The organism is Pseudomonas sp. PP3, from assembly GCF_905336995.1.
GTDB classification, from domain to species: domain Bacteria; phylum Pseudomonadota; class Gammaproteobacteria; order Pseudomonadales; family Pseudomonadaceae; genus Aquipseudomonas; species Aquipseudomonas reinekei.
Genome location: NZ_HG995459.1, coordinates 3284100 through 3310063, shown reverse-complemented (window position 1 = coordinate 3310063; position 25964 = coordinate 3284100). Strand labels below are relative to the sequence as shown.

The window sequence follows — 25964 nt, the reverse complement described above, 5'->3', positions numbered from 1 at the left end:
GCGATGCACCGATCAGTTGTCGTAACCGAGATTGGGTGCCAGCCAGCGCTCGGTCACGCTCAATTCCTGGCCTTTGCGCGACGCATAGCTCTGCACCTGATCCTTGTCGATCTTGCCCACGGCGAAGTATTGCGCCTGCGGGTGAGCGAAGTACCAGCCGCTGACGGCAGCGGCCGGGAACATTGCGTAGTGCTCGGTGAGGAACACGCCGCTGCGGCCGGCACGCATTTCCTCGGCTTCCGGATCGAGCAGGGCGAACAGCTGGGCTTTCTCGGTGTGATCCGGACAGGCCGGGTAGCCCGGGGCAGGGCGGATACCGCTGTACTGTTCCTTGATCAGTGCTTCGTTATCCAGTGCTTCATCCTTGGCATAACCCCAGTAGTCTTTGCGCACCTGCTGGTGCAACCATTCGGCGCAGGCCTCGGCCAGACGGTCGGCGAGGGCCTTGACCATGATCGAGTTGTAGTCGTCGCCAGCGTCCTGATAGGCCTTGGCCACTTCTTCGGCACCGATGCCGGCGGTGGTGATGAATCCACCCACGTAGTCGGTGAGTTCGCTGTCCTTGGGCGCGACGAAGTCGGCCAGGGAGAAGTTCGGCTTGCCGTCGGTCTTGATGATCTGCTGACGCAGGTGATGCAGCTTGGCTAAAGGCTTGCCGTCATCGCCGTAGAGTTCGATGTCGTCATCGCGCACCTGATTGGCCGGCCAGAAACCGAACACCGCACGGGCGCTGATCAGCTTCTCGTCGATCAGTTTGGCGAGCATTTCCTGGGCGTCGGCATAGAGCGACGTAGCCGCTTCACCCACCACTTCGTCCTGCAGAATGCGCGGGAACTTGCCGGCCAGGTCCCAGGAAATGAAGAACGGCGTCCAGTCGATGTATTCGGCCAGGACCTTCAGATCGATGTTATCCAGCACCTTGGTGCCGGTGAATGTCGGTTTGACCGGCGCGTAGGTGCTCCAGTCGAACTGCGGCTTCTTCGCGATCGCCGCCGCGTAGCTCAAGCGTTCGGTGCGGGCACTGCGGTTGGCGGTGCGCTCGCGGACATCGATGTAATCCAGGCGGGTTTTCTCGACGAAACCGGCCTTGAGTTCCTTGGACAGCAGCTGGGTGGCCACACCGACCGCACGGGAGGCGTCGGTGACGTAGATCACCGCATCGTTGCTGTACTTGGGTTCGATCTTCACCGCGGTGTGCGCCTTGGAGGTGGTGGCACCACCGATCATCAACGGCAGGTGGAAGTCCTGGCGTTGCATCTCGCGCGCCACGTGGACCATTTCATCCAGTGACGGTGTGATCAACCCGGACAGGCCGATGATGTCGCATTTTTCTTCCTTGGCCACCTGGAGGATTTTCTCCGCCGGGACCATCACGCCGAGGTCGACGATGTCATAGCCGTTGCAACCCAGTACCACGCCCACGATGTTCTTGCCGATGTCGTGTACGTCGCCTTTTACGGTGGCCATGAGAATCTTGCCCTTGGCTTCCGGTTTGTCGCCTTTTTCCAGTTCGATGAACGGGATCAAGTGGGCCACGGCCTGCTTCATTACACGGGCGGATTTCACCACCTGCGGCAGGAACATTTTGCCGGCGCCGAACAGGTCGCCGACGATGTTCATGCCGGACATCAACGGCCCTTCGATCACTTCGATCGGGCGCGCGAACGACTGCCGCGACTCTTCGGTGTCTTCGACGATGTGGGTGGTGATGCCTTTGACCAGCGCGTGTTCCAGACGCTTGTTGACGTCCCAGTTGCGCCACTCTTCGGTTTCCGCTTCCTTGACGCTGCCGTCGCCCTTGTACTTGTCGGCGATGGCGAGGAGGGCGTCGGTGCCCTCCGGGGTGCGGTTGAGGATCACGTCTTCCACGGCATCGCGCAGTTCTGCCGGGATCTGGTCGTAGATCTCCAGTTGACCGGCGTTGACGATACCCATGGTCAGGCCGGCGCGGATCGCGTACAGCAGGAACACCGAGTGGATCGCCTCGCGCACCGGGTTGTTGCCGCGGAACGAGAACGACACGTTGGACACGCCACCCGAGGTCAGCGCGTACGGCAGCTCGTCGCGGATGTAGGCACAGGCATTGATGAAGTCCACAGCGTAGTTGTTGTGTTCTTCGATGCCGGTGGCCACGGCGAAGATGTTCGGGTCGAAGATGATGTCTTCCGGCGGGAAGCCGACTTCGTTGACCAGGATGTCGTAGGAGCGTTTGCAGATTTCTTTCTTGCGCGCTTCAGTGTCGGCCTGGCCGGCTTCGTCAAACGCCATCACCACGACTGCGGCGCCGTAGCGCTTGCACAGTCTGGCGTGATGAATGAACTGCTCGACGCCTTCTTTCATGCTGATCGAGTTGACGATGCCCTTGCCCTGGATGCATTTCAGGCCGGCTTCGATCACTTCCCACTTGGAGGAGTCGATCATGATCGGTACGCGAGAGATGTCCGGTTCACCGGCGATCAGATTGAGGAAGGTCACCATGGCCTTCTTCGAATCGAGCATCCCTTCGTCCATGTTGATGTCGATCACCTGGGCGCCGGCTTCGACCTGCTGCAGGGCGACTTCCAGGGCTTCGGTGTAATTGTCTTCACGGATCAGGCGGGCGAATTTGGCGGAACCGGTGATGTTGGTACGCTCGCCGACGTTCACGAACAGCGAGTTGCGATCAATGGTGAACGGTTCCAGGCCCGACAGGCGGCAGGCCTTTGGGATGTCCGGAATCTCACGCGGCGCATAACCGGCCACGGCTTTGGCGATGGCTTCAATGTGGCCCGGCGTGGTGCCGCAGCAGCCGCCGACGATGTTGAGGAAGCCGCTTTGGGCGAATTCTTCGATGACCTTGGCGGTTTGCGACGGCAGTTCGTCGTACTCACCGAATTCGTTCGGCAGGCCGGCGTTCGGGTGCGCGGAAACGTGGGTGCTGGCCTTGTTCGACAGTTCTTCCAGGTACGGGCGCAATTCGCTGGCACCGAGGGCGCAGTTCAGGCCGACCGAGATAGGTTTGGCGTGGGCCACGGAGTTCCAGAACGCTTCGGTGGTCTGGCCGGACAGCGTGCGGCCGGAGGCGTCGGTGATGGTGCCGGAAATCATGATCGGCAATTCGACGCCCAGCTCTTCGAACACCCCTTGCACGGCGAAGATTGCCGCTTTGGCGTTGAGGGTGTCGAAGATGGTTTCGATCAGGATCAGGTCGGCGCCGCCTTCGATCAGGCCTTTGGTGGCTTCGGTGTAGTTCTCCACCAACTCATCAAAGGTGACGTTGCGGTAGCCAGGGTTGTTGACATCCGGCGACAGCGAGCAGGTGCGGCTGGTCGGGCCGAGTACGCCGGCGACAAAGCGCGGCTTGTCCGGGTTCTCGAGGGTTTTCGCATCGGCGACCTTGCGCGCCAGGCGAGCGCCTTCTACGTTCAATTCGTAGGCCAGTTCTTCCATGCCGTAATCGGCCATGGAGATCCGGGTGGCGTTGAAGGTGTTGGTTTCCAGAATGTCGGCGCCGGCATCCAGGTAGGCTTTCTCGATGCCGCCAATCACGTCAGGACGGGTCAGCACCAGCAGGTCGTTGTTGCCTTTGACATCGCTCGGCCAGTCGGCGAAGCGTTTGCCACGGTAATCCTGCTCCTCGAGCTTGTAGCTCTGGATCATCGTGCCCATACCGCCATCGAGAATCAGGATGCGCTCTTTGAGGGCGTGCTTGAGAGCTTGAAGGCGAACACTGCGATCGGACATTAGGACTACTCGGAAAGACCATGACGAAGGGCCGGGATAATAGCAAACCTGTGCGGATTTAGAGCATGTCCGGGTTTTGCATGAATATCGTTCATGTTGAGGTGGGTGCCAGACCGGTAGAATCGCGGCGTTTTTTAAAGGATCGGGACCAGGGACATGTCGTATCGCGTTGTCATCAGCAGTGTATTGCTGTTTTTAAGCTGGGGCGCCGTGGCGCAAGGTCCGGGGATATCCTCTGGCAGTTCTTCTTCCATTTCCTACACCCGCGACATCCAACCGATCTTCACCGAGAAGTGTGTAGCCTGCCATGCCTGCAATGACGCAGCCTGCCAGCTCAACCTCGGCAGTGGCGAAGGTGCCGCGCGCGGTGCGACCAAAGTCCCGGTGTATGACGGTGATCGCAGCCAGGCCGTGGCACCGACCCGATTGTTTTATGACGCGAGCGGCAAACAGGGCTGGCAGAAAATGGGCTTTTACTCAGTGCTCGATGCCCAGAGCAATCAGGCTGCCCTGATGGCGCGGATGCTTGAGCTGGGTCACCGAACGCCGCTGCAACCCAATGCCAAATTGCCCGAAGACATCGTCCTGGGCTTGAACCGGGAAAACATGTGCGCGATGCCGGCCGAGTTTGATGGCTACGCGGGTGCCCACCCTAGGGAAGGCATGCCGCTGGCGGTCACCGGCCTCACCGATCAGCAATACCAGACGCTGCAACGCTGGCTGGCCTCCGGTGCACCGATCGATGAGCAGGGCCTGGTGCCGAGCGCGAAAGAAGCGTTGCAGGTGGTGCAGTGGGAGAACCTGCTCAACTCGCCGGGTGCCCGGCAGAGCCTCGTAGGGCGCTGGCTGTACGAGCACTGGTTTCTCGCGCACATCTATTTCAAGGATGGCGAGCCGGGGCATTTCTTTCAGTGGGTGAGATCGCGCACGCCGACCGGGCAGCCGATCGACATGGTCAAGACCCGTCGTCCGAACGATGATCCGGGCAGTCAGTTCTACTACCGTCTGTGGCCGGTGCAGGGCGTGATCGTCCATAAAACCCACATTACCTACCCGTTGAGCGCGGCGAAGATGGCCCGGGTCAAGAGCCTGTTCTACAGCGGTAACTGGCAGGCCACTGCGCTGCCGGGCTATGGGCCGCAAAGCCGGGCCAACCCGTTTGCGACCTTTGAAGCGATCCCGGCCCAGGCGCGTTATCAGTTCATGCTCGATAACGCCGAGTATTTCGTGCGCACCTTTATTCGCGGCCCGGTTTGCCGGGGGCAGATCGCCACTGACGTGATCCGTGACAACTTCTGGGCACTGTTCCAGGCGCCGGAGCACGACCTCTACGTCACCGACCCGAACTATCGCGGCCAAGCCACGCCGTTGCTGGCGATGCCGGGGCAGAACGACGATGTCGGCAGCGTCTTGAGCCTGTGGCACGACTACCGCGACAAGCGAAACGAGTACGAAGCCCTGCGCCGCGACAGCTACGCCGATGTGCCGGCGCCGAGCTGGTCGACGCTGTGGGCCGGCAACGACAATGCGTTGCTGAGCATTTTCCGCCATTTCGACAGCGCCGCCGTGACCAAAGGCTTGATCGGCGAAGTGCCGCAAACCCTGTGGTTGTTCGATTACCCGTTGCTGGAGCGTACGTATTACCAGTTGGCAGTGAATTTCGACGTGTTCGGCAACGTCTCCCATCAAGCGCAGACGCGCCTGTATTTCGACCTGATCCGCAATGGCGCCGAGCAGAACTTCCTGCGCCTGATGCCGGCGGATTCGCGCGAGGGTTATCTTGACGACTGGTACCAGAACAGCGGCAAATTCAAGATGTGGCTGGACTACGAGACCATCGACAACGACAAGCCGACCGCGCTGAAACTGGACGAAAAAGACCCCAAGCGTGATTTCGCCATGCAGTTGCTGGCGCGTTACGGCGATCTCAACGCCAATCCTGACCCGATCAATCGCTGTGACGGCGCCTATTGTTCGCGGCCTAACATTGATCCCGAGCTGCAAAATGCCGAACAAGCCTTGAGCACGCTCACGGCGCGACCGGCAGCCGGGCTCAGGGTCATCGATCAACTGCCGGAAGCCACAATGTTGCGTATCGAAACGTCGAGCGGAACCCGTGTGGTCTACAGCCTGCTGCGCAACCGCGCCCACAGCAACGTGGCTTTCCTGCTCGGCGAATCACTGCGTTATCAGCCGGGGTTGGACACCCTGACGATTTTCCCGGGCGTACTGAGCAGCTATCCGAATTTCATGTTCAACATCCCGGCCGGAGAGGTTCCGGCGTTTGTGGCAGCGATGGAAAATGCCAAGGACGTCGATCGTTTGGAGAAAATCGTCGAACGCTGGGGGATTCGTCGCAGTCATCCGCAGTTCTGGCAGTACTTTCATGATTTAAGCCGCTACATCCACGAAACCGAACCGGTGGAAGAGGGCGTGCTGGACATGAATCGCTACGAAAACCTGTGAAAAACCACCGATCCTCCGGCAGCGCGTGCTGGGGGATCGTGGCAATCTTTCCCGACAAAAATACTAGGACTTTGTCCGCGGCGATGATTGGCGTAAACTGCGCCCAAGCCTGCGAGGAGTTTCCATGACCGCTATTACCATTACCGACGCCGCCCACGATTACCTGGCCGATCTGCTTTCCAAGCAGAACACCCCGGGCATCGGCATCCGCGTCTTCATCACCCAGCCTGGCACCCAGTATGCAGAAACCTGCATTGCCTACTGCAAACCAGGCGAAGAAAAACCTGAAGACACCGCTTTGGGGCTGAAAAGCTTCACGGCCTACATCGATTCGTTCAGCGAAGCGTTCCTGGACGACGCGGTTGTCGACTACGCCACCGACCGCATGGGCGGCCAACTGACCATCAAGGCGCCAAACGCCAAAGTACCGATGGTCAACGCTGATAGCCCGGTCAACGAGCGCATCAACTACTACCTGCAAACCGAGATCAACCCGGGGCTGGCCAGCCACGGCGGTCAGGTCAGCCTGATCGATGTGGTCGAGGACGGCATTGCCGTTCTGCAGTTCGGTGGCGGTTGCCAGGGCTGCGGCCAGGCAGACGTGACCTTGAAGGAAGGCATCGAGCGTACCTTGCTCGAGCGCATCCCGGAGCTCAAAGGCGTCCGTGACGTAACCGACCACACGCAGAAAGAAAACGCCTACTACTAAGGTGTTCGCTGCGACCTAAAAAACGGCGCTGTGGCGAGGGAGCTTGCTCCCGCTTGATGGTGTAGCCATCACAATACAGCCGATGCATTTCCCGTGATGAGTGCGTTGGCTGATGTTGGGACCGCTTTGCGGTCCAGCGGGAGCAAGCTCCCTCGCCACAAGTGTTTCAGGGTCTATAAAGATGCGCATGTCCCGCGCGATACAGTGACGACTCGCTGAACTGATCACTGCCCAATACTCGACCTACCAATATCAACGCCGTGCGTCGAAACCCTTTTTCTTCAACCTTCCCGGCAATGTCCTCAAGCGTCCCCACCACCCAGTCCTGATCCGACCAGCTCGCGCGATGAACCACCGCAATCGGGCAATCGGCGCCATAATGCGGCAGCAGCTCCTCGACAATCTTCGCCAGATGATTAACCCCTAAATGAATCGCCATGGTCGCCCCGTGCTGCGCCAGACTGGAAAATTCCTCGCCTTTTGGCATCGTGGTTTTGTCGGCGTAGCGAGTCAGGATTACGCTCTGTGACACGTCCGGCAACGTCAATTCCGCCCCCAGCAGCGCGGCGCAGGCGGCGGTTGCGGTCACGCCGGGGATGATCTCGAAAGGAATGCCGAGTTCGCGTAGAGGGCGGATCTGCTCACCGATGGCGCCATACAGGCTCGGATCTCCCGAGTGCACCCGCGCCACATCCTGGCCGTTGGCGTGGGCAGTCTTGATCAGTTCGATGATCTGTTCCAGATGCAATTCGGCGCTGTTAACCACGGTTTCGGCCTGATGGCCTTCAAGCACCGCAGCAGGCACCAATGAGCCGGCATAGATAATCACCGGACAGCTGCGAATCAGCCGCTGGCCTTTGACGGTGATCAGTTCCGGGTCGCCGGGACCTGCGCCAATGAAGTAGACGGTCATCGTCGATTCCTGTGGGTAAAAAGGGGCTGGGCAAGGCTTCAGATGAAGATTGCTCATGATCGGATACGTGGATTATCGGGGATTTTACGCAGGGCAGGCCAATGCCAGAGTGGCCTGGGCATACTTTTGTCGCGAGATCAGCAGTTTTGCCGGTGCATTGGTCAATTGTTCGGCCAGCGCGAGGGCGGCACTTTCTGCCACGCCGTAGCATCCGGTGCGCTCGAAAGCGATCTGCGAATGGTGACTGAGTTGTGGCTGATAAGCGGCCAGTTGTTCACTGCTGAAATACATGAGCGGTAGCGCCAGTTGAGCGGCCAACTCGCTCAGCGCCGGTTCGTCGCGTTTCAAGTCGATGCTGGCCAGGGCCATGATGTCATGCAGTTCGATTTGATGCGCTTGCAGTGCCTGATCCAGCAGCGCCCGCAACGTATTGACGGGGCAGCCGCGCTGGCAGCCCAGGCCGACCACCAGGGTCGGCGCTGTGCGGGGATCCATCATGCGTGGTATTGGCCATCGCTTTTGCGGCGGAACAACCAGGCGCTGATCAGGCCCAGGGCCAGCCAGAACGCGACGTTGGTCAACTGCGAAGCGATTTTGAACCGGGTTTCCAGTGCTTCGGGTGCCAGCATCGAATGCACTTCCGGTTGCGGGGCGCCAATCACGTGGGGAACGGCAATGATCGCCGCGCCGAGGATTTTCATCAGCCAGTGACGGCTGAACACGATCAGCGCGATACCGACTGCAGTGGAGGCCGCAGTACCGACCCACCAGAACTGCCGTTGCGCCAGATCGGCGGCAGCGGTGCCTGGCAACTCAGGCGGCAGGCCGAGTGTCGGCGCGAGCACGAAGGTTGCGTAGCCGGCCAGACCCCAGAGCAAACCCTGGGACGTTTTGGTCGGCGCACGCAAGGTGTACAGGCCGGCCAGCATCAGGGCGAAACCGACGGCCACCACCAGGTTGCCGCCGGTGGTCGACAGCACGCGCTGCCAGCCGTCTTCCGGCTCCCAGGCTTCGCCATCGTGGGTGTGAGCGGCGACGGCGCCTTCGCTGTGTGCGTGTTCGTGGACTTCAACAGCGGCCGGTTCGGATTTCTCGTAAGTCTCGGCCTGCAAAATCAGCGGGGAAACCCAGAAGCTTTGCAGCAGGGTGAGCAGCAGGGCGGCGAGCAGCCCGGTGAAACCTGCGGTTTGCGCAATACGCTTGATCATCTCGGCGGGTCTCAATGGCACGGGAACGCGGCGCTGTGACGGGTATCGTGGGCGGCGTTGTGCACCGCTTCGATGTGCGAGAAACCGGCGAAGTACACCAGGCACGCGCCGAGGATCGACGCAAAAACGGCGGCGGTCAGGCGTTGAGTCAGGGTGGTGGTGGCGCTGGCGGAGCTGCTGTGGCCGGTGCTGCTGATGGTCGACATGGCGTTTCCCTCTGGTCTGTCAGCGGGGAATCTAAAGCGCATGCAAGATCCTGCACACGAACGGGCGCGCAGGGATTCGAACAGCGCCCGCCCACCGCGGGTTTGTCATTCAGTGATTGTGTTTTCACTTTGTGTTGCGGGCCGGTCTCCGGGCTCACGAGGGGCACAGGCTTTCGCCTTGACCTGCAAACGTCACCTTCCCATGCCGGATGGGCACAGTGGATCTGACGCTTCGCTCGCTTACCGTTGCGGGGGCAGCACCGGACTGACATGGCCTTGAGTAAAGCACATGATTCACCGGTTTCCCGTTTCACCCTGTGAAGGGCACCCGTAACAAGATGCGTAGGAGAGCATGGGCGAGGGCTGGGCGTCAATTGGCAAGGGTTCTCGTTTGAGGTACCACATCCCCTGTGGCGAGGGAGCTTGCGCCCGCCGGGTTGCGAAGCGACCCCCGGCATTCTTTCTGGAATACCTCGTCAGCAGGTATTACGACGGCTTCGCCGCCGAGCGGGAGCAAGCTCCCTCGCCACAGACGACCGTGATGCACGGCGGACATTGACCCGCCCCAATACCATGCGTAGCCTTGCGCTTTCGAGGTTCTTCGGCATCTGTCGAAGCTAAGAAGGGAACGCGGTCAATGCCGCGGCTGCCCCCGCAACTGTGAACGGTGATGTTCGCTGCCACGCCACTGCACGCTCAACCCTTGAGCCCGCGGGAAGGCGCAGTAAACGCCAGTCAAGCGACTGGCACACCGTCAGCCAGGAGACCTGCCTCGATACAGATTCTCACTACAACCGGGCGGGGTGATCCGGTGGCGAACGCTTCCGGCGCGCATGTGCGTTGCCGGTTCTCGTCCCGTATGCCCGCCACCTTGCCAAAGGGCATCCGATGAAAACACTGGCCAAACTCCCTGTCACCATCGTTACCGGCTTCCTCGGCTCGGGCAAAACCACGTTGCTGCGGCACATGCTCGACAACGCTCAGGGGCGCCGCATCGCGGTGATCGTCAACGAGTTCGGCGAACTGGGCATCGACGGCGAAATCCTCAAGCAGTGTTCCATCGGTTGCACCGAAGAAGAAGCCAGCGGTCGTGTGTACGAACTGGCCAACGGCTGCCTGTGCTGCACCGTTCAGGAAGAGTTCTTCCCGGTGATGCGCGAACTGGTCGCCCGTCGCGGCGACCTCGATCACATCTTGATCGAAACCTCGGGCCTGGCACTGCCAAAACCACTGGTGCAAGCCTTCCAGTGGCCGGAAATCCGCAGTGCCTGCACCGTCGATGCGGTCATCACCGTGGTCGACAGCCCGGCCGTGGCGGCTGGCACCTTCGCCGCATTCCCGGATCAGGTCGACGCCCAGCGCAAACTCGACCCGAACCTGGATCACGAATCGCCACTGCACGAACTGTTCGCTGACCAACTGTCCAGCGCCGACCTGGTGATCCTCAACAAGGCCGACCTGATCAGCCCGGAAGACCTGGCCCGCGTACGCCTGGAAGTTGCCGAAGAGCTGCCGCCCGCGGTAAAAGTCATCGAAGCCAGCAGCGGTCGCCTGCCGCTGGACGTGCTGATCGGCCTCGGCGCCGGTTCCGAAGAGCACATCGATAGCCGTCACAGTCACCACGATCACCATCACGATGATGACGATCATGACGACCACGATCACGACGCTTTCGACTCCATCTCCATCGAATTGCCGGCATCCGATGAAAGCCTGCTGATGGACGCGCTGACGCAACTGGTGGTCCAGCACGGCATCCTGCGCGTCAAAGGCTTCGCCGCGATCCCGAACAAACCGATGCGCTTGCTGATCCAGGGCGTGGGCACGCGTTTCGACAAGCACTTCGACCGTCAGTGGGGCGCTGAAGAAGCTCGCACCACGCGTCTGGTGCTGATCGGCCAGGCGCTGGATGCCGCCTTGCTCGAAGCGCAATTGCGCGCCGCGCTCAGCGTATAAGCCATGCACCTGCTCAGGACCCAGCCCGGCGGTTTCGTGTCGGATGACAACATTGCCGACCTTGGACAAACCCCCGCCGAGCTGGTGATCCTGTGCAGCGGCGATTCCAGTCTGGCGCTGCTCGCCGAAGCGGCGCAGCAGTTGCCCGACGATTACCCGAGCGTGCGCCTGGCCAACCCGATGCAGGTGCAGAACCATGCGTCGGTTGATCTGTATGTCGATGAAGTCTTGCGCCACGCCAAGGTCATTCTGATCTCGCTGCACGGCGGCATTGCCTATTGGCGTTACGGCGTCGAGCGGCTGGTGGAGTTGTCGCAGCGTGGTGTGCAGTTGATTCTGGTGCCGGGGGATGATCGCCCGGACCCGGAGCTCAGTGACCTGAGCACTGTCGATGCCGAAGATCGAGACCGACTTTGGCAGTTTCTGCGCCAGGGCGGCATGGGCAACGCGCTGGACTTCTTCCGCTGCCTGGCCAACCGTTGGCTGGCGCGGGATTACGCCTGGGACGAGCCGCAAGCATTGCCGCGCACGGCGATTTACCATCCGCAAAAACACACCCCCGCATTGAGCGACTGGCAGGCCGATTGGCAGGCCGGTCAACCGGTGGCGGCGGTGCTGTTTTACCGCTCGCATTTGCAAGCGGCGAATACTGGTTTCATCGATGTTTTTTGCCAGCGGTTGCAGGCAGCGGGGTTGAATCCGTTGCCGATTGCCCTGGCCAGTTTGAAAGAGCCCGGCTGTCTGGCGGCAGTCGAGGATTGGCTGGATGAAGCAGAAGCCGGAGTGATCCTTAATACCACCGGTTTTGCCCAATCGAGCCCCGAAGCGCCGCATTTGCGTCCGTTTCGCCGCAACATCCCGGTGATTCAGGCCATTTGCGCCCAGGACAACGAACCGGGCTGGCGCGCCAGCGATCAAGGCCTCGGCCCGCGGGATCTGGCAATGCACATTGCCTTGCCGGAACTGGACGGGCGGATCATCAGCCGGCCGATCAGTTTCAAGGATCTGGCGTGGCGCAGTGAGCGCAGTCAATCGGATGTGGTGTGCTACCGGCCGCAACCCGAGCGCATGGACTTTGTCGCCGAACTGGCGCGGCGCTGGATCGATCTGGCGCGCCTGCCCAATGCGCAAAAGCGCGTGGCGCTGATCCTCGCCAATTACCCGACCCGCGACGGCCGCATCGGCAACGGCGTGGGCCTGGACACGCCAGCGGCGGCGCTGAACATTCTCCGCGCGCTGCACACCGAAGGCTATCCGCTCCCCGCCGAACTGCCGGACAGTGGCACCGCGTTGATCCAGCAACTGCTCGGCGGCGTCAGCAATGATCTGGACACCCTCGACCAGCGTCCTTGCCAGCAAAGCCTGGGCATGGATGAATACCTGACGATGTTCAACGCGCTGCCCCAAGCCAATCGCGCCGCAGTGATGGAGCGTTGGGGCACGCCGGAAAACGATCCGATGTGCCGCAGCGGCCGGATGATGATCGCCGGGTTGCGTTTCGGCCTGACCTTTGTCGGCATTCAACCGGCGCGCGGTTATCAAGTGGACCCGAGCGCGGTGTATCACGACCCGGACCTGGTGCCGCCCCACGGCTATCTGGCGTTCTACTTCTGGCTGCGCAACACCTATGGCGCCCACGCGCTGATCCACGTCGGCAAGCACGGCAACCTCGAATGGCTGCCGGGCAAAGGCGTCGGCCTCTCGGAAAACTGCTGGCCGGATGCATTGCTCGGACCGTTGCCGAACATTTATCCGTTCATCGTCAACGATCCGGGTGAGGGCGCCCAGGCCAAGCGGCGGACTCAGGCGGTGATCATCGATCACTTGATGCCGCCGCTGACCCGCGCTGAAACCTACGGTCCGCTGCGCAATCTCGAATTGCTCGCCGACGAATATTACGAAGCGCAATTGCTCGATCCACGCCGCGCCCGGGAGTTGCAGCGCGACATACTGCAACTGGTGCGCGAGACCCACATCGACCGCGAACTGCAACTGGACGAAAAGCTCGACAGTGACGCAGACGCGGCGATCTGGTTGCCGCGTCTGGACACCTACCTGTGTGACCTGAAGGAATCGCAGATCCGCGATGGCTTGCATGTGTTTGGCGAGTCACCGGTGGGGCGTTTGCGCATCGACACCTTGCTTGCGTTGTTGCGCATTCCCCGGGGTGATGGGCGTGGCGCGCAATCGAGTTTGCTGCGGGCGCTGGCCAAAGCGTTCGCGCCGGGCTTCGATCCGCTCGATTGTGCGCTGGCCGAGCCGTGGACCGGGGCGCGGCCGGAGGCCTTGTTGTCAATCAGCGATGACCCTTGGCGCACCACCGGCGATACCCGCGAACGCCTCGAACTGTTTGCCACGCAACTGATCTCGCGAGTGTTGGAAGGCCCCTGTGGGAGCGAGCCTGCTCGCGATGGAAAAATATCAACTGACACAGCGCTTTCGCGAACAGGCTCGCTCCCACAGGAGGCGAACTGGTCTGAAGTGAGCGCCATTCTCGACAACTTGCGCGAAGTCGTCGCGCCGCGACTGGACGCCTGCGGTCCCGCCGAAATGTGCGGTCTGCTCGACGCCCTCGGCGGCCGTTTCGTCCCGGCCGGCCCCAGCGGCGCACCCAGCCGTGGACGCCTGGACGTGCTGCCCACCGGCCGCAACTTCTATTCGGTGGACGTGCGCAACCTGCCGACCACCACCGCCTGGCGCATCGGTTTCCAGTCAGCCAACCTGATTCTGGAACGCCATCTGCAAGACCACGGCGATCATCTGCGTCAGCTCGGCCTGTCCGTTTGGGGCACTGCGACCATGCGCACCGGTGGCGACGATATCGCTCAGGCCATGGCGCTGATGGGCGTGCGCCCGGTGTGGGCCACCGGCAGTCAGCGCGTCGACGATTTTGAAATCCTGCCACTGAGTTTGCTCGACCGTCCGCGAGTGGACGTGACCTTGCGCGTGTCCGGTTTTTTCCGCGATGCCTTCGCCAATCTGATTCGCCTGTTCGACGCGGCCGTGCAAGCGGTCGCCGCGCTGGACGAACCGGCCGATCTCAACCCGTTGGCGGCCAAGGTTCGCGCCGAGCGTGAAGCGCTGCTGCAATCCGGGCTGGATGCAGAAGCGGCCCGGCGTCAGGCCGGGTGGCGGATTTTCGGGGCCAAACCCGGCGCGTATGGTGCAGGCGTGCAGGGCGCTATCGACGGCCGGCTGTGGCAGAGCCGCGAGGATCTGGCCGAGGTTTATCTGAACTGGGGCGGTTACGCGTATGGCGGTTCCGATGAAGGCACTGCAGCCCGTGAGCAATTCGCCCAGCGCCTGAACCAGGTGCAGGCAGTGCTGCAAAATCAGGACAACCGCGAGCACGACTTGCTTGATTCCAATGACTACTACCAGTTTCAGGGCGGTATGCTCGCGGCGGTGGAAAGCCTCAGCGGCGCGGCGGCAGCCAGTTATCACGGCGATCACAGCCAACCGGACTTGCCAAAAATCCGCACGCTGAAGGAAGAGTTGAACCGGGTCATCCGCTCACGGGCGGCCAATCCCAAGTGGCTCGACGGGGTCAAGCGGCATGGCTATAAAGGCGCCTTCGAAATGGCTGCGACCGTGGATAACCTGTTCGCCTTCGACGCCACCACGCAGTTGATCGACGATCACCAGTACGCCTTGCTGGCCGATGCCTACTTGCTCGACCCGGCGACTCGCGAGTTTGTTCGCGAGCATAATCCACATGCCTTGCGCGACATGACTGAACGGATGCTGGAAGCGCAGCAACGGGGGATGTGGAAGGAGCCGGGCGAGTACCGCGAGGCGCTGGAAAACCTGTTGCTGGATATAGAAGAAGACAGCTGAGACTGCGCAACCTGTGGCGAGGGAGCTTGCTCCCGCTCGGCTGCGAAGCAGTCGTAAACCAGGCAATGTAGTGTGTCTGAAAAAATGTGCATTTTGAGTTGGGGGCTGCTGCGCAGCCCAGCGGGAGCAAGCTCCCTCGCCACAAAGTAAATACCGACCATGATGAGAACCCTGACATGACCGATACCCCGCATTTCCCCCTCTCCGCCGTGGTCGGCGCTGACGATTTGAAGCTGGCGCTGTACCTGACCGCCATCGACCCGAAGATCGGCGGCGTGCTGATCGAAGGCCCGCGTGGCATGGCCAAGTCGACCCTGGCCCGTGGCCTGGCGGATTTGCTTGCCAGCGGTCAGTTCGTCACCTTGCCCCTGGGCGCCACTGAAGAACGCCTGGTCGGCACCCTCGACCTGGATGCCGCACTGAGCGAGGGTCGCGCGCAGTTTTCCCCCGGTGTGCTGGCCAAGGCTGACGGCGGCGTGCTCTACGTCGATGAAGTCAATCTGTTGCCTGACCATCTCGTCGATCTGTTGCTCGACGTCGCCGCCAGCGGTACCAACCTGGTCGAGCGTGACGGCATTTCCCATCGGCATTCGGCGAAGTTCGTGTTGATCGGCACCATGAACCCGGAAGAGGGCGAGTTGCGTCCGCAGCTGCTTGACCGCTTTGGCTTGAACGTGACCCTCGGCGGCCACACCGCACCGGCAGAGCGTGGCCAGATCATCCGTCGGCGTCTGGATTTCGACAGTGATCCCCACGGCTTTTGCACCGAGTGGGAGCGCCAGCAAGCGGACCTGCGCGAGCGCTGCCAGAAGGCGCGCAGCGCTTTAGCGACCATTCCCCTCGACGATGCAACGCTGGCGCAAATCACCGAACGTTGCTTTGCCGCCGGCGTCGACGGCATGCGCGCCGATCTGGTCTGGTTGCGCGCGGCACGTGCTCATGCGGCCTGGCGTGGCGCTACCGCCATCAGCATCGAAGATATCGACGCAGTCGCCGAATTCGCCTTGCGCCATCGTCGCCGTGCACTTCCCCCGCCGACACCACAATCGGCACCAACGCCGCAGTCGTCTTCGCCCCAGACTGCCAACCCGGGCGAAGGCCAGGGCCAGTGGGGTGAAATGCCTGCTCAGGCATTGCCCGTCGGTGCCCGCCGTGAAGTGCCGAGCTGGCCAAAAAAGCCTTAGGCATTCGCCCCCGATCTGATGCGGGGGCGAATGCCAGACCCCGCGCCGGACGGCTCGATCACGGCAAACAGGGCAAGCGTCATGCCGCCCGCAGCGGCTCGGTCAATTGGCCCGGCACCTTGCTCAATGGTCGCCCACGCGTACGTCAGGATCTGTTGTTCCACCTGCGCACACGCTCGGCGCATGAGCTGTGGCTGGTGATTGTCGATGCGTCGGCGTCGACCCGTCGGCATCACGCCTTGAGCGATGCCAAGGGGTTGCTCGCGCAACTGTTCGATGACGCCTATCGCCAACGCGCCCGGCTGGCCTTGCTGACTGCCAGTGGTGCCGCGCCAAAGTGGCAGGTTCAAGGCTTGAAGGCCTCCGGCGGATTGCGTCATTGGCTTGATGAGCTCGGCGCAGGAGGTGGGACACCGTTGCTGGCAGCGCTGGCCGAAGCGGGGCGATGGTTGAGTGTGCGGCAGAAGCGTTTCCCGGCGGAGCAGCAACGCTTGCTGGTGGTGACCGATGGACGGCTCAAGGACGGGGCCGCTCTGGCGCCACTGGATTGTCCGGGGTTGCTGATTGATATCGAGCGTGGGCCGATTCGACTCGGACGCAGCAAAACACTGGCGGCGCAGTTGCAGTCCGAGTATCGGCATATCGACGAATTGCGTTGACGCGTAAAGATCAGGCGACCGATGTCGTCGGCCGATGGGTGTTGATCGCAGGAATCGGATGACGCATCAACGTCCCCACCACCAGCGCAGCCACCAATCCCGCCAACCCCGCGACCCACAGCAACAGACTGAAGCCACCGACAAAGGCATCGCGAGCCAGTGGCTCGACCACCGGCCGTGCGTCCTGAGGCAACAGTTCCAGCGCCGCCGGCATGTCGCCGGCAACCACCCGCGATGCCACCGCCTGGGTATGTTCCAGCCATTGGCTGCCTTGGGCCGACAGGCTGTCGTGCAGCAACTGTTCGCTATGGCCCGACAGCAACGCACCGTAGATGCCGACGCCGAGCATCACCGCGCTGAAGCGCATCGTGGTGCTCATGCCCGAGGCCATACCAGTGCGCTCGCGGGGTACGCAGGCCATGATGTTCTTCTGCGTGTCGCCGTTCAGCAGTCCTGCACCAGCACCGGTAACGGCAATCGCCAGGGCGAACGGGAGATAGCCGCCACTGTTGACCGCCCAGGCGCTGAGCAGATTGCCGCAGCCCACCAGCGTCAAACCGATCGCCATCAGGTTGGCCGGGGTGATGCGCCCGGTCAGTCGAGCACCGATGCGCGGGAAAATCAGCATTGTGATGGCGAACGGCAACATACCGAGTCCCGCCGCGATCGCGGTAAAACCCAGGCCGTTCTGTAAGTAGAACGGCAGCATCGTCATCATCACCTGGGCGCACGCAGCGTAAGCGAACATGCCGAGCAGGGCGCCGATGAAGCGCGGGTGACGGAACAGTTGCAAGTCAACCATTGGCCGCTGTTGCAGCCGTTCGATCACCACGAACAAGCCCAACAATAGCGCGCCGCCGACTAGCCGCGCATAGGTCATCGGGTTGTCCCAGCCAATCCGGTTGGCTTCGATCAATCCCCAGATCAAACACAGCAGGCTGGCGCTGAAGGCCAGGCTGCCCCATGGATCAAGGCGTGCCGCTTGCGCATCGCGTGATTCCGGCACCGCACGCCAGACCATGTACATCAGAAACAGGCCGACTGGCAGGTTGAGGTAGAAAATCCAGCGCCAGCCGACGTATTCGGTGATCAACCCGCCCAGGGTCGGCGCGGCGGTCATGGCGACGCCCATGCAGCCACCCCAGAATGCCCAGGCCTTGGCCCGTTCGGCTTCATCGTGAAAGGTGTGGCCAATGGACGCCAACGCCGAGGTCAATAGCAATGCGGCACCAACCCCTTTGATCGCGCGAGCGATATCGAGAAACAGCGCGTTCGGTGCCGCACCGCAGCCCAGCGAGGCGAGGATGAAAATGCCCAGGCCCCACATCAGGGTTTTCTGCCGGCCAAAACGGTCAGCCAGGCTGCCGGCCGGCAACAGCAACGCGGCGAACGCCAGCATGTAGGCACTCACTACCCATTCGATGTCGGCGAAATTGGCACCCAGATCACGGGCAATGCTGGGCAAGGTAACGGCGACAATGTTGGTGTCGAGCACGATCAGCGAGCACACCGCTGATGCGGTGAGCAAAGTCAGACGCGGACTTGCCTTGGGTTTGACGGACATGGCCAGGGTTCTCTACTGTGACGGTCGGTGCAGCTTATCGCTGGCTGTCGGTGTCTTTGTTAGGCGCGCCTCATCACTTCATTACCTTTGAGCTAATGCATCATGGACATCCGCCACTTCCGCTATTTCCTCGCCGTCGCCCGGCAGCGCAATTTCACCCGCGCTGCCGAGCAATTGGGCATCGCGCCGCCGACCCTGACCCGGCAGATTCAGGACATGGAAGCGGAACTGGGGACACGCCTGTTTTTGCGTCAGTCGCGGGATGTCAGCCTGACCGAGGCGGGTGCGGCGCTGATGATCGAAGCCGAAGCCACGGTTCGACAATTCGAGTCTGCGCAACGCAATGCCCAGCGCGCCGGTCGCGGCGAAGTCGGGCATATCGAGCTGGGTTACGTGGCTTCGGCGGTGTACTCCGCAATGCTGCAAAAACAGGTACAGGGTTTTGCCGGCGAATTCCCGGATGTCACCCTCAATGTGCGGGAAAGCCCCATGGCCAGCCTGCCGAACATGATCCTTGAGGGGCGTTTCGATCTGGGCTACGTCCGCTGCCCGTTGGCTTTGCCCGACGGTATCGAAAGTGTCCGGCTCAATGAAGAAGGCTTTGTGTTGGCGCTACCGGTCGATTCGTGGCTCAACCGGTTGCCGATGATCACGTCGGTGCACCTGCAAAACGAAAACTTCATCCTCCCGGAGCAAATGGCCGGTACCTTGCAAGTGGCCGCGCAGGGTGGGTTTGTACCGAAGCTGGGGGCGCAGCCGGGTGGACTGGTCGCGGTGATCGCGTTGGTTTCGCTGGGGCAGGGCGTGGCGGTGGTGCCGGCGTCGGTGGTTGGGCATGTCTGTTTGCCGAATGTGGTGTATCGGCAGATCGCGGATTGCCAGGCGATATCGTGGTTGGCGTTGATTCATCGGCGGTTCGAGAAGTCGCCAGCCGTAAACCGGTATATCGAGCGGATCAAACATTCGGCTTAACCTGGTCTTCTACAGATCTTGAAATGATTTCAGGCTGTAGGATTTGTCACTTTCACCTGTACGATTCAAGTTCTTTTTTCCTTTCAGGACTTGCATGAACACCCTCACGGAGCCTCCCAGTTATCCTTTCCCCACGTGCCATTACGCGGTTTTGACGCACGCTAAATCCCCGGTCTTTCGGCTTCCGCTATCCCCTGACATTGCAGCTCAACGGCCTCTGCGCCGCGCTTTGCCGTGCCCGGCATTCTGAATTCACTGAAGAGATCGAGACGTTTTTATGGAATGGTTAGCTGACCCCACCGCTTGGCTGGGCTTGTTGACACTGATTGTGCTGGAACTGGTACTGGGCATCGACAACCTGGTGTTTATCGCGATCCTCGCGGACAAATTACCGCCGCACCAACGCGATCGTGCGCGGATCATCGGTTTGTCCCTCGCGTTGCTGATGCGCCTGGGCCTGCTGGCGAGTATTTCCTGGCTGGTGACCCTGACCCAGCCGCTGTTCGAGGTGTTCGACAAGAGCTTCTCCGGACGTGACCTGATCATGCTGTTCGGTGGTGTGTTCCTGTTGTTCAAGGCCACCATGGAATTGCACGAACGGCTGGAAGGCCATGTCGGCCAGCGTTCGTCGAATACGGCGTATGCGCTGTTCTGGCACATCGTTGCGCAAATCGTGGTGCTGGACGCGGTGTTCTCCCTCGACGCGGTGATTACCGCCGTGGGCATGGTCGATGAGCTGTCGGTGATGATGATCGCGGTGATCATTTCCATTGGCTTGATGATCGTTGCCAGCAAGCCGCTGACCCGATTCGTCAACGCGCACCCGACGGTGATCATGCTCTGTCTGGGCTTCCTGATGATGATCGGCTTTGCGCTGACCGCCGAAGGCCTGGGCTTCCATATTCCGAAGGGCTATCTGTATGCGGCCATCGGTTTCTCGATCCTGATCGAAGTGTTCAATCAGATCGCCCGGGCCCGGCGCAAGCGCTCGATGCAGGGCGTGCGACCGATGCGCGAACGTACCGCCCACGCAGTCATGCGCCTGTTGGGCGGGCGCAAACTGGCGGCGGAAGAAGTCGGTGAGGAAATCGCCGACATGCTCGACAACGGCGAGGCGCCGAACGAAGAGCTGTTCGACCGCCGTGAGCGGGTGATGATCAGCGGTGTGCTGCAACTGGCTGAACGGCCGATCCGCACGTTGATGACGGTGCGCGCCGATGTCGATCTTATCGACCTGGCCGACAACGCCGAGGCCATTCGCACGCGGCTGATGCATTCGTCTTACTCGCGCTTGCCGCTGATTCGCGACGGTGCCGTCGATGAACCGCTTGGCTTCGTGCACAAGAAGGAGCTGTTGAAGGAGTTTTTGGCCGGTAATGAACCGGATCTTGCGCACCTGGCGCGCCAGACCATCAACCTGCTGGAGAGCTATTCGATCCTTAATGCCCTGGAGCAGATGCGCAAGGCGTCGACGCACATTGCGTTCGTGGTCAATGAATTCGGTGACTTCGTCGGCGTGTTGACCATGACCGACATTCTCGAGTCGATTGCCGGTGAATTGCCCGACGCCAGTGAAATCGAAGGCCCGGACGTGGTCGAGGAGAAGGGTGGGTTTGTGGTCAGCGGCGCATTGAACCTGGCGCGGGTTCGACAGCGCACCGGGTTTGCTGCCGAGCCTACAGAGGACTATCAGACCCTCGCCGGTTTGGTAGTGAGCTTGCTCGATCGCCTGCCGATGATCGGTGACAGCCATGAGTGGGAAGGCTGGCGGATGACGGTCCTCAAGGTTGAAGAACGGCGGGTGACGCGGGTGCTTTTGGCGCGCATCGGCGGGTGATTCCGCGGTGGGGTTGAGGGCCTCATCGCTGGCAAGCAAGCTCCTGCAGGGGGATCGCAGTGGGGCTAGCGATGCTGGGAGTAACCGGGGCCGCCACGAACATCGTAGTGACGGTCATGGTGGCCGCCGCCGTGGGGGAATACGATGCAGCCGCTCAGGGACAGCAGGGCCAGCAGGGGAATCAGCAGTGTGATTCGACGCAACATTTGTAACTCCTCATGGTTAACGCCGCAGTGAAGCCAAAACGCTTCATCGGCTGTAACATGAGACCCCGTTTGCAGCGCCCCATCCCCTGAAAACGGTAAGGGCTTGGCATGCATTCGGATACAAAGTGGATACATTTATTCAGATTCAGGAACTGCTAATGACCCAGTCGCAACGTTTGAAATATTCGATTCTGATCTCCCTGGTGGTGCTGGCGATCATGTTTGGCCTGTCGTATTTGCAGAACACCGGCGTCATCAGCGAAAAACTGTTCCAGTACATCGCCATTGGCGTGGCGGTGGTCGTGGTGGTTGTCAATGGCGTGATGCGCCGCAAGGTCAAGCCCTGAGCCGCGAGGCCCCGGGCCAGGCTTGATCAATCGATGTGCAGCGCGGCAGCGGCCCGAGGGTCGAGGCTGTAGCTTTTGTCCGGGTTGAGGACAATCACGCCTTCGCTGCACAGACGTTTCAACACTTCGCGCACGCTCAGAAAGGACAAGGGAATATCCAGCTCCAGCAGATGACTGTGCACGCCGCGCACGCCAAGACTGCGCTCGCTTTCGGCAGCTGTCAGAAGGGCGTCGATGACTTTCAGGCGAATCAGACTGGTTCGCAAGCCAAAGCTTTTGAGCAGGAAGCGAATCCGCTCGTTGCCATGGCGCTCGGTACGCTGGTCGAAAACACCGACCCCAATGGAAGATCCCTTTGGCGCGTTGCTACCGTCCGTTGGCAGATGCGAGTTGTACATTGCAAAACTCCTTTTCAGAGCCTGATCAGGAAAAATGGGGCGCTCTTACATAACAAGACGTATGAGCGACCCGAATCATGAAGACTTAGATGTAGAAATTTCGTCGTCATTACGTCACCGGTCTGTCAGACGCCTGTAAATGGCGGTTCAATCTCCTAAATATTTGTCGTTTGCTTCGTCCTTAAAAGGATGCGCGGCCTGCGTGTCAGTACGCAGAACTGTGACCATCGTTTTTCGATCAGGAGCGAGTGTGATTATTTCCAGCCAGTTAACCAGGTTGAGCCTGGCGGGTTTGTTTGTCGGGCTTAGTCTTGCGGCCAATGCGCGCAGCCAGCCCGAGCAGGCGAGTGCCGAGATCCGCCGGACCAGTTTCGGCGTCCCGCACATTCGTGCGCAGGACGAGCGCGGGCTCGGTTACGGCATCGGCTATGCCTATGCTCAGGATAACCTGTGTTTGTTGGCCAATGAGATCGCCACGGTGAACGGTCAACGGTCGCGTTATTTCGGTCCGGACCAGTTCACGCTGGAAGAACGTGAAAACCTGGTCAGCGACCTGTTTTTCAATTGGTTGAACACCCCAGAGGCTGTCTATGCATTCTGGCGGGCTCAAACCCCGGACGTGCGCGAACTGATGGAAGGTTATGTGGCCGGCTACAACCGTTCCCTGACGGAGCGTCGGGAGCAGGGACTGCCGGCGCAATGTCAGGGCGACTGGGTGCGTGATATCTCCAGCACGGATCTGGTCAAGTTAACCCGCCGTTTGTTGGTCGAAGGCGGTGTCGGGCAGTTTGCCGAAGCGCTGGCGGGTGCGACGCCTCCGGCCACCGTTGCCGGTAAAGCCGGTCATCAAGCGTCCTATCAACTGGCCGCTTCGCGCATCCAGCGTTTCGCTCTCGATCGCGGCAGTAATGCGGTGGCGGTGGGCAGCGATCGTTCCTTTAATGGCCGCGGCATGTTGTTGGCCAACCCTCATTTTCCGTGGGTCGGCGGCATGCGTTTTTATCAGATGCACCTGACCATTCCCGGCAAGCTGGACGTGATGGGTGCCGCGTTGCCTGGGCTGCCGTTGATCAATATCGGCTTCAACCAGCACTTGGCCTGGACCCACACCGTGGACTCGTCCAAGCATTTCACTTTGTATCGCCTGCAACTCGATCCAAAGGATTCGACGCGCTATATAGTCGACGGCAAGTCGCTGCCGATGCACAAGCAAACGCTTATGGTCGACGTGAAACAGTCCGATGGTACGGTCAAGGCCATTTCCCATGTGGTGTACAGCTCGCAGTTCGGTCCGATCGTGCAGTGGCCTGGCAAACTGGACTGGGACAACCAGTTTGCCTACAGCCTGCGTGACGCCAACCTGGAAAACGATCGGGTGTTGGCGCAGTGGTACGCGATGAACCGCGCCGACAGCCTTGAAGCGTTTCAGGACAGTGTCCACAGGATCCAGGGCATCCCCTGGGTCAACACGCTGGCGGCGGACGACAAGGGGCAAACGCTGTACATGAACCTGTCGGTGGTGCCTAACGTCAGCGCCGAGAAGCTGGCGAAGTGCAGCGATCCGCGCATCGGCCTGCAAATGATCGTTCTCGATGGGTCCAACAGTGCTTGCGCCTGGGACATCGACCCACAGGCCGCGCAAAAGGGCATTTATGCGGCGGGTAAACTGCCGCAACTGTTGCGTAAGGACTTTGTTCAGCATTCCAATGATTCGGCATGGATGGCCAACCCGGCGCAACCCTTGACCGGTTTTTCGCCGCTGATCAGCCAGGACAGCCAACCATTGGGCCTGCGTTCGCGTTTCGCCCTGGACCGATTGAACACACTGGCCAAGGCGGGCACCCTCGGCGCGGCGGACCTGCAGCACATGGTGATGGATGATCAGGTCTATCAGGCGGCACAAGTCATGCCCGACCTTCTGCAATTTTGCGCCACCGAGCTGGGGGCCGATGTGAAAACGCTGGCGCCGCTGTGCGCCAGTTTCAAGGCTTGGGATCGCAAGGCGAATCTCGACAGCGGCCTGGGCTTTGTGCATTTTCAGAATGTCATGGAGCCTCTTGAGCAAGCGCCGGATGTCTGGCGTGTAGCGTTCGATGCCAAGGATCCGCAACACACACCCCGCGGGCTGGCGATCGATCGTCCGCAAGTGGCGCAAGCGCTGCGCCAGGCGATGTTGGCCTCGGTCGAACAGGTCAACGCATCCGGCCTGAAGCAGGACAGTCGCTGGGGCGATATTCAGGTCGTCAGCAGCGGTGGCCAGCAAACACCGATTCACGGTGGACCGGGTTCACTGGGTGTCTATAACGCGATCCAGAGTGTGCCCCGAAGCGATGGCAAGCGTGAAGTCGTCAGTGGTACCAGCTATCTGCAAGTGGTGACGTTCGATGAGAAAGGACCGCAGGCCAAGGGATTGTTGGCGTTTTCGCTGTCCAGTGACCCGGCGTCGAAATATTCCCGGGACCAGACCGAGGCATTTTCCAGGAAGCAACTGAGTGTGCTGCCGTTCACCGAGCAACAGATCAAGGCTGATCCGCATTATCAGGCCCGGACAATTCGCGAGCAGGATGAAAAAGCCGGGAAGGTAGCTGCCCAATAAACACAGCAGACGTTGCTGCAGCAATAAAAGAAGGCCGCGCCCCGCAAGGGTCGCGGCCTTTTAGCTTTTTGGTGGTTGTTGCGGGATCGAGTTGAGGACCGGGTTGCCCTCTTTGTTGCGAGTCAGGTAGACCGGCAGCACCTTGGGCAGGGTCGCTACCAGGGTGTTGAGTTCCTTGATGTTGTAAATGCCACCGATGCGGATCGTGCCAGTGTTGTGGTCGGCAACCATCAACGGGGTTTCCAGGTAACGGTTGATCAATGGCAGCGCATCGTTCAGCGCCAGGTCATCGAGTACCAGTTTGCCGTTGAGCCAGGCCAGCGAATTGTCGTTTTCGTAGGTCTGACTGATTTGTGGAATGTAGTCGCCATGACGATAGCTCGCCTGCATCGACGGGCCGAGTCGCAAGCCGTCCCCCGGCAAATCATCATTGCTGCTGACCAGCACCGAGCCTTCGATCAGGTTCACTTTCACCTGATCTTCATACATCCAGACGTTGAATTTGGTCCCGGTGACGCGGATCTTGCCTTCGGCCGCCTTGACGACGAAAGGGTGCCTGCTGTCGTGGCTGACGCTGAAAAACGCCTCGCCTTTTTTCAGGGTGACCTGGCGATGATCCTTGTAATTGCTGTAGACCAGCTCGCTGCCCAGGTTCAGTTCGACTTTGCTGCCGTCATTCAGAGTTACCTGGCGTACGTTATGGGTCGCTTCGAAGTGCTGGTACGAGTTGGGCAGCCATCCCAGATTCCAGCCGCTGTAGGCTGCCATCGGCAGTGCCAGTGCACAAACCGCGGCGGCCATGCCGAAGGTGCGCCATGGTGTCTGCGCTTTATCCGCCACCATCGGCACGACCACGGGCTCCGGACGAGGCAGATCGCCGGCGACATCCCAGATTTCCAGCATGGCCTCGTACTCGAACGCATGAAGCGGGTGCGCATCCCGCCACTGCTCGAACGCCAGACGCTCCTGCGCGGTGCAGTCTTCGGCGTGCAGACGCATGCACCACTGCGCGGCGGCATCGGTGATAGCGTCATATTCGGCTTGCGAGAGAGAATTATCGGTCATTGACTCATCCTGATTTCCCGCATTCTAACCTTTGGCGGAACGCCGAGAGAACATCGGTCATGGCAATTACCCATCAACGTGTATTTTTTTTATCGGAACAGGCTGTAAACAGCGCATT

At 60.7% G+C, this 25964-nt stretch carries 19 protein-coding genes and 2 riboswitches; of the genes, 10 read left to right on the top strand and 9 right to left on the bottom strand.

All coding sequences use genetic code 11. The features are described from left to right. Positions 1–12: 12 nt before the first annotated feature. Positions 13–3723, bottom strand: coding sequence for a methionine synthase (gene metH / locus KHO07_RS14980; RefSeq protein WP_212624719.1), 3711 nt, complete (start codon positions 3721–3723; stop codon positions 13–15). 156 nt (positions 3724–3879) lie between these two features. Between metH and KHO07_RS14975 the strand changes: the two genes are divergently transcribed. Both KHO07_RS14975 and nfuA read left to right on the top strand, forming a co-directional pair. Next, positions 3880–6189: a fatty acid cis/trans isomerase gene (locus tag KHO07_RS14975; RefSeq protein WP_212624718.1), complete on the top strand. Its 2310-nt coding sequence runs from the start codon at positions 3880–3882 to the stop codon at positions 6187–6189. Positions 6190–6313: 124 nt separating this feature from the next. Further along, positions 6314–6898, top strand: coding sequence for a Fe-S biogenesis protein NfuA (gene nfuA / locus KHO07_RS14970; RefSeq protein ID WP_003225494.1), 585 nt, complete (start codon positions 6314–6316; stop codon positions 6896–6898). Positions 6899–7064: 166 nt separating this feature from the next. On the opposite strand, the gene cobM is transcribed toward nfuA, so the two are convergent. The 4 genes from cobM to KHO07_RS14950 form a co-directional block, all read right to left on the bottom strand. Further along, the gene (gene cobM / locus KHO07_RS14965; protein ID WP_212624717.1) at positions 7065–7811 is read right to left on the bottom strand and encodes a precorrin-4 C(11)-methyltransferase; all 747 of its coding nucleotides are present in this window, start codon (positions 7809–7811) and stop codon (positions 7065–7067) included. Between the two features lie 84 nt (positions 7812–7895). Continuing rightward, entirely contained in the window at positions 7896–8309 is a 414-nt protein-coding gene (locus KHO07_RS14960) for a cobalamin biosynthesis protein (protein WP_150732776.1), read from the bottom strand. Next, on the bottom strand, positions 8306–9019 hold the full coding sequence (locus tag KHO07_RS14955; RefSeq protein WP_212624716.1) for a CbtA family protein: 714 nt from the start codon (positions 9017–9019) through the stop codon (positions 8306–8308). The genes KHO07_RS14960 and KHO07_RS14955 overlap by 4 nt, the downstream gene beginning before the upstream one ends. 11 nt (positions 9020–9030) lie before the next feature. Further along, positions 9031–9225: a CbtB-domain containing protein gene (locus tag KHO07_RS14950; RefSeq protein WP_150732778.1), complete on the bottom strand. Its 195-nt coding sequence runs from the start codon at positions 9223–9225 to the stop codon at positions 9031–9033. Between the two features lie 121 nt (positions 9226–9346). After that, positions 9347–9572: riboswitch (cobalamin riboswitch) on the bottom strand. A 230-nt stretch (positions 9573–9802) separates the two neighbouring features. Beyond that, positions 9803–10015: riboswitch (cobalamin riboswitch) on the top strand. 98 nt (positions 10016–10113) lie between these two features. On the opposite strand from KHO07_RS14950, the gene cobW reads away from it, so the two are divergent. The 4 genes from cobW (at position 10114) to KHO07_RS14930 (ending at position 16861) form a co-directional block, all read left to right on the top strand. After that, the gene (gene cobW / locus KHO07_RS14945; RefSeq protein WP_150732779.1) at positions 10114–11181 is read left to right on the top strand and encodes a cobalamin biosynthesis protein CobW; all 1068 of its coding nucleotides are present in this window, start codon (positions 10114–10116) and stop codon (positions 11179–11181) included. A gap of 3 nt (positions 11182–11184) precedes the next feature. After that, positions 11185–15018: a cobaltochelatase subunit CobN gene (gene cobN / locus KHO07_RS14940; RefSeq protein WP_212624715.1), complete on the top strand. Its 3834-nt coding sequence runs from the start codon at positions 11185–11187 to the stop codon at positions 15016–15018. 176 nt (positions 15019–15194) lie between these two features. Further along, positions 15195–16202: an AAA family ATPase gene (locus KHO07_RS14935; protein WP_212624714.1), complete on the top strand. Its 1008-nt coding sequence runs from the start codon at positions 15195–15197 to the stop codon at positions 16200–16202. Positions 16203–16204: 2 nt separating this feature from the next. Then, entirely contained in the window at positions 16205–16861 is a 657-nt protein-coding gene (locus tag KHO07_RS14930) for a VWA domain-containing protein (RefSeq protein WP_212627638.1), read from the top strand. Between the two features lie 10 nt (positions 16862–16871). Here the strand turns inward: KHO07_RS14930 and KHO07_RS14925 are convergent, their stop codons facing one another. Then, positions 16872–18425: an MFS transporter gene (locus tag KHO07_RS14925; protein WP_212624713.1), complete on the bottom strand. Its 1554-nt coding sequence runs from the start codon at positions 18423–18425 to the stop codon at positions 16872–16874. A 102-nt stretch (positions 18426–18527) separates the two neighbouring features. Here KHO07_RS14925 and KHO07_RS14920 point away from each other — a divergent pair, with 102 nt between their 5' ends. Both KHO07_RS14920 and KHO07_RS14915 read left to right on the top strand, forming a co-directional pair. Then, positions 18528–19397 carry a LysR substrate-binding domain-containing protein gene (locus KHO07_RS14920; protein WP_212624712.1) on the top strand — a complete coding sequence of 290 codons (870 nt, stop codon included), beginning with the start codon at positions 18528–18530 and terminating at the stop codon, positions 19395–19397. Between the two features lie 277 nt (positions 19398–19674). Then, complete coding sequence (locus KHO07_RS14915; protein ID WP_212624711.1) at positions 19675–21234, top strand: TerC family protein; 1560 nt, start codon at positions 19675–19677, stop codon at positions 21232–21234. Positions 21235–21299: 65 nt separating this feature from the next. Here the strand turns inward: KHO07_RS14915 and KHO07_RS14910 are convergent, their stop codons facing one another. Further along, positions 21300–21440 (bottom strand): hypothetical protein, encoded by a 141-nt coding sequence (locus KHO07_RS14910; protein WP_212624710.1) that lies wholly within the window; start codon positions 21438–21440, stop codon positions 21300–21302. A gap of 158 nt (positions 21441–21598) precedes the next feature. Between KHO07_RS14910 and KHO07_RS14905 the strand changes: the two genes are divergently transcribed. After that, on the top strand, positions 21599–21787 hold the full coding sequence (locus tag KHO07_RS14905) for a hypothetical protein (RefSeq protein ID WP_150732786.1): 189 nt from the start codon (positions 21599–21601) through the stop codon (positions 21785–21787). 26 nt (positions 21788–21813) lie between these two features. On the opposite strand, the gene KHO07_RS14900 is transcribed toward KHO07_RS14905, so the two are convergent. Continuing rightward, positions 21814–22185, bottom strand: a complete 372-nt coding sequence (locus tag KHO07_RS14900; protein ID WP_150732787.1) for a fe2+ zn2+ uptake regulation protein — start codon at positions 22183–22185, stop codon at positions 21814–21816. 250 nt (positions 22186–22435) lie between these two features. Here KHO07_RS14900 and KHO07_RS14895 point away from each other — a divergent pair, with 250 nt between their 5' ends. Next, positions 22436–24781 carry an acylase gene (locus KHO07_RS14895; protein WP_212624709.1) on the top strand — a complete coding sequence of 782 codons (2346 nt, stop codon included), beginning with the start codon at positions 22436–22438 and terminating at the stop codon, positions 24779–24781. A gap of 60 nt (positions 24782–24841) precedes the next feature. Here the strand turns inward: KHO07_RS14895 and KHO07_RS14890 are convergent, their stop codons facing one another. Further along, a complete protein-coding gene (locus KHO07_RS14890) occupies positions 24842–25846 on the bottom strand; it encodes a FecR family protein (protein ID WP_212624708.1) in 1005 nt (334 codons plus the stop codon). Positions 25847–25964 lie beyond the last annotated feature (118 nt).

Excerpts from the sequence above, each read along its gene's own strand:
- metH (WP_212624719.1), bottom strand. The coding sequence starts at position 3,723 with ATGTCCGATCGCAGTGTTCGCCTTCAAGCTCTCAAGCACGCCCTCAAA.
- KHO07_RS14975 (WP_212624718.1), top strand. The coding sequence starts at position 3,880 with ATGTCGTATCGCGTTGTCATCAGCAGTGTATTGCTGTTTTTAAGCTGG.
- nfuA (WP_003225494.1), top strand. The coding sequence starts at position 6,314 with ATGACCGCTATTACCATTACCGACGCCGCCCACGATTACCTGGCCGAT.
- cobM (WP_212624717.1), bottom strand. The coding sequence starts at position 7,811 with ATGACCGTCTACTTCATTGGCGCAGGTCCCGGCGACCCGGAACTGATC.
- KHO07_RS14960 (WP_150732776.1), bottom strand. The coding sequence starts at position 8,309 with ATGATGGATCCCCGCACAGCGCCGACCCTGGTGGTCGGCCTGGGCTGC.
- KHO07_RS14955 (WP_212624716.1), bottom strand. The coding sequence starts at position 9,019 with ATGATCAAGCGTATTGCGCAAACCGCAGGTTTCACCGGGCTGCTCGCC.
- KHO07_RS14950 (WP_150732778.1), bottom strand. The coding sequence starts at position 9,225 with ATGTCGACCATCAGCAGCACCGGCCACAGCAGCTCCGCCAGCGCCACC.
- cobW (WP_150732779.1), top strand. The coding sequence starts at position 10,114 with ATGAAAACACTGGCCAAACTCCCTGTCACCATCGTTACCGGCTTCCTC.
- cobN (WP_212624715.1), top strand. The coding sequence starts at position 11,185 with ATGCACCTGCTCAGGACCCAGCCCGGCGGTTTCGTGTCGGATGACAAC.
- KHO07_RS14935 (WP_212624714.1), top strand. The coding sequence starts at position 15,195 with ATGACCGATACCCCGCATTTCCCCCTCTCCGCCGTGGTCGGCGCTGAC.
- KHO07_RS14925 (WP_212624713.1), bottom strand. The coding sequence starts at position 18,425 with ATGTCCGTCAAACCCAAGGCAAGTCCGCGTCTGACTTTGCTCACCGCA.
- KHO07_RS14920 (WP_212624712.1), top strand. The coding sequence starts at position 18,528 with ATGGACATCCGCCACTTCCGCTATTTCCTCGCCGTCGCCCGGCAGCGC.
- KHO07_RS14915 (WP_212624711.1), top strand. The coding sequence starts at position 19,675 with ATGGAATGGTTAGCTGACCCCACCGCTTGGCTGGGCTTGTTGACACTG.
- KHO07_RS14910 (WP_212624710.1), bottom strand. The coding sequence starts at position 21,440 with ATGTTGCGTCGAATCACACTGCTGATTCCCCTGCTGGCCCTGCTGTCC.
- KHO07_RS14905 (WP_150732786.1), top strand. The coding sequence starts at position 21,599 with ATGACCCAGTCGCAACGTTTGAAATATTCGATTCTGATCTCCCTGGTG.
- KHO07_RS14900 (WP_150732787.1), bottom strand. The coding sequence starts at position 22,185 with ATGTACAACTCGCATCTGCCAACGGACGGTAGCAACGCGCCAAAGGGA.
- KHO07_RS14890 (WP_212624708.1), bottom strand. The coding sequence starts at position 25,846 with ATGACCGATAATTCTCTCTCGCAAGCCGAATATGACGCTATCACCGAT.